2 protein-coding genes are annotated in these 2,967 nt (G+C 38.2%); one reads left to right on the top strand and one right to left on the bottom strand.

Annotation, left to right across the window (positions count from 1 at the left end; genetic code table 11):
* Positions 1-1,125: bacillithiol biosynthesis cysteine-adding enzyme BshC (bshC, locus tag WBN20_RS03540; RefSeq protein WP_424280720.1), on the bottom strand; the 1,125-nt coding region annotated here is incomplete at its 3' end.
* Positions 1,126-1,251: 126 nt separating this feature from the next.
* On the opposite strand from bshC, the gene WBN20_RS03535 reads away from it, so the two are divergent.
* Positions 1,252-2,967: M14 metallopeptidase family protein (locus tag WBN20_RS03535; protein WP_424280719.1), on the top strand; the 1,716-nt coding region annotated here is incomplete at its 3' end.

Below are 2,967 nucleotides of genomic sequence, written 5' to 3'. Positions count from 1 at the left end.
TCCTCCCCCAATATAACATAAGTTAGGAAGGACCACTTCCTGGTAAAGTGGTCTTGTAACCACATTTGGTGAAAATCTTTCAGGATGGGCATTTAGTTCCAGCAGTATTTCATCCTTAGTAAATTTAATGTCGGTATTATTAACATAAAAAAAGCCTTCTCTTTCGAACAGTCTTTCCCGTAAGCCATCCTTTAAATAAAAGTGATTGATCTCCCTGGGGTTAACCTGAATATCATATGAAGAAGATACAGATTCAAGGGCAGTTATAGTCTCACTTACCCTTGTATAAGAGAGGTTTTCAAGGATGTCTTTTTCTATATAGGGAATGAAAAGGTTTTTTAGTTTAACATCATCGCCATCAACAATGACCAGACCATATTCCCCAAAAAGCGTATCAGCGAGGTATCTGGTAGCTTCAGAAAGTGAATTGTGCTCCAGGTAAGCTTTTTTGAAAAGATCTTTTAGGTTTTCTGCATTGTTATTATGGCCCACTTCTTTTGAAAAAGCATCAAATACAGCTTCTAAACCTTCAATACTTAACCTACCTACCGCTCCGGAAGAATTGTGATTCCATTGTATCTTTTTGCTGTGCAGATTAAAATAATTAATCTCGTCAAAATCATGATCTTCTGTGGCCATCCAGTATACTGGTACAAAATTATTCCCGGGATAAGCCTTTTTTAAAGCTTTTGCAAGATTTATAGTACTGATAATCTTATATAAAAAATATAATGGCCCTGTAAAGATATTAAGCTGATGTCCTGTGACCACTGTAAAAGTTTCGTCTTGTGCCAAAGCTGAAATATTGGACAATGTAGTCTTTGAAGCCTTTACATCCTCATATTGTTCTTGAAGTACCTGTTTTAGTATTTTCCTGCTTGTCTGTGGATACGAATTGGACTTCTCCTCTATTTGAGCCTTAAATTCTTCAATTTTTGGAAACCTGTTGTAAAAAGGTTTTAGCTTCTTATTTTCGTCCAGATAGTCGGAAATAAGTGAAGAAAAATATCCGGTTTTTTTAAATGGTATACAGGCTACTTCCATAGAAACTTCTATAATCCGATCAAAGATAAAATTCTCGGGTTTTACTCTTCCCAAAAATACGTTAAGATGTATTAACAACATAGAAATGAGGAATCAATTCCCTGCATGCCTCACAGCTTGGCGACTCATAAACGAATAACACCGAACTTAAAATGTAATTTCCCAAATATTCTTTAGCTTTGGCACACTAATTTGAAACCCCTGTTTATGAAGCGACTATTAGCTGTATTATCTTTAATTATCACCCTCAGTTTAAGTGCACAAGAACTAAAATCGCCCTCAGAATTCCTGGGATATGAGCTTGGAACAAGATTTACGCGCCATCATCGGGTAGTGGACTATTATCAGTACCTGTCTGAGGCTGCAAAAGACCGTGTGCAACTAAATGAATACGGAAAAACAAATGAAAACAGACCGTTGCTTTTGGCCTATATTTCATCAGTTGCAAATATGGAAAAACTTGAAGCCATAAGGGAGGAACATTTAAAAAGCACAAGTGGAACAGGTAAATCTACAAAAGCCATCGTTTGGCTAAGCTACAATGTGCATGGTAATGAAAGTGTAAGTACAGAAGCTTCTATGCAAACCATTTATGCATTACTAACCAGTAAGCAGTCCTATCTGGAAAACACAATAGTAATTATAGACCCCTGCATTAACCCGGACGGGCGCGACAGGTATGTGAACTGGTACAATCAATATAAAAACACTCCTAATCAGTTAAATCCGGAGAGCAAGGAACATCACGAAGGTTGGTGGAGTGGACGCAGCAATCATTATATGTTCGATTTAAACCGGGATTGGGCATGGCTTACCCAGATAGAAAGCCGGCAAAGACTTCGATATTACAATAAATGGCTGCCACATATACATGTGGATTTTCATGAACAAAGCATGGATTCTCCTTATTATTTTGCTCCGGCATCTGAACCGTTTCATGAAGTGATTACAGATTTTCAGCGAGATTTTCAGGAGACCATAGGAAAGAACCACGCCAAATATTTTGATGCCAACGGATGGTTCTACTTTACAAAGGAACGCTTTGATCTTTTTTACCCCAGTTACGGAGACACTTACCCTACCTATAATGGTGCCATTGGGATGACTTATGAGCAGGGTGGTGGAGGCAGAGCCGGACTAGGGGTTATTACAAGCAATGGAGATACCCTTACATTAAAAGACCGTATTGCGCATCATTATACTACTGGAATGTCTACCGTGGAGGTTGCCGCCAATAATGTGACAAGACTCAATGAGGAGTATCAAAAATTCTATCAACCTAAAAATTATAAATACAAAAGTTATATCCTAAAAGGTTCTGAAGATAATTTAAGAACACTTACACAACTTCTGAATGAACATGAGGTGAGTTATAGTTATGGCACCGGTGCTACGGTAAAAGGGTTTAAGTATAAAAATGGTAAATCAGGAAGTTTAAAAACCAGTGCTAAAAGTATTATTGTTTCTACCAACCAAACACGAGGAACCCTGGTTAAAGTACTTTTTGAACCTAATGCCAAGTTGAGTGATTCACTGACCTATGACATTACTGCATGGTCCCTGCCCTATGCCTACGGATTAGATGCAATAGCTTCCGAAAGCTTGATAAGTGGAACTTCTAAGGCAGAAACGCCTGTGAAAAATGAGGTATTGAACACAAATACCTATGCATTCCTGACAGATTGGGACGGTATGGACGATGCCCGATTCTTAGCAGAATTACTTCAAAAAAGAATACGCGTACGCCAGGCTCAAAAACCGTTCACCCTGGCAGGTAAAAGACATGAGCGCGGAAGTCTTATAATTACGAAATCTGATAATGACAATAAAGCCGAATTTACCAAAATCCTCAGTGAGGTTGCTGATAAACATCATAAATCACTAACAGCAGTTAATAGTGGATTTGTGGATGAGGGAAAGGAC

The organism is Eudoraea sp. (assembly GCF_049665975.1).
Classification (GTDB): domain Bacteria; phylum Bacteroidota; class Bacteroidia; order Flavobacteriales; family Flavobacteriaceae; genus Eudoraea.
The sequence above is the reverse complement of the archived record's forward strand: the minus strand, read 5'-3'. Positions and strand labels throughout refer to the sequence as shown.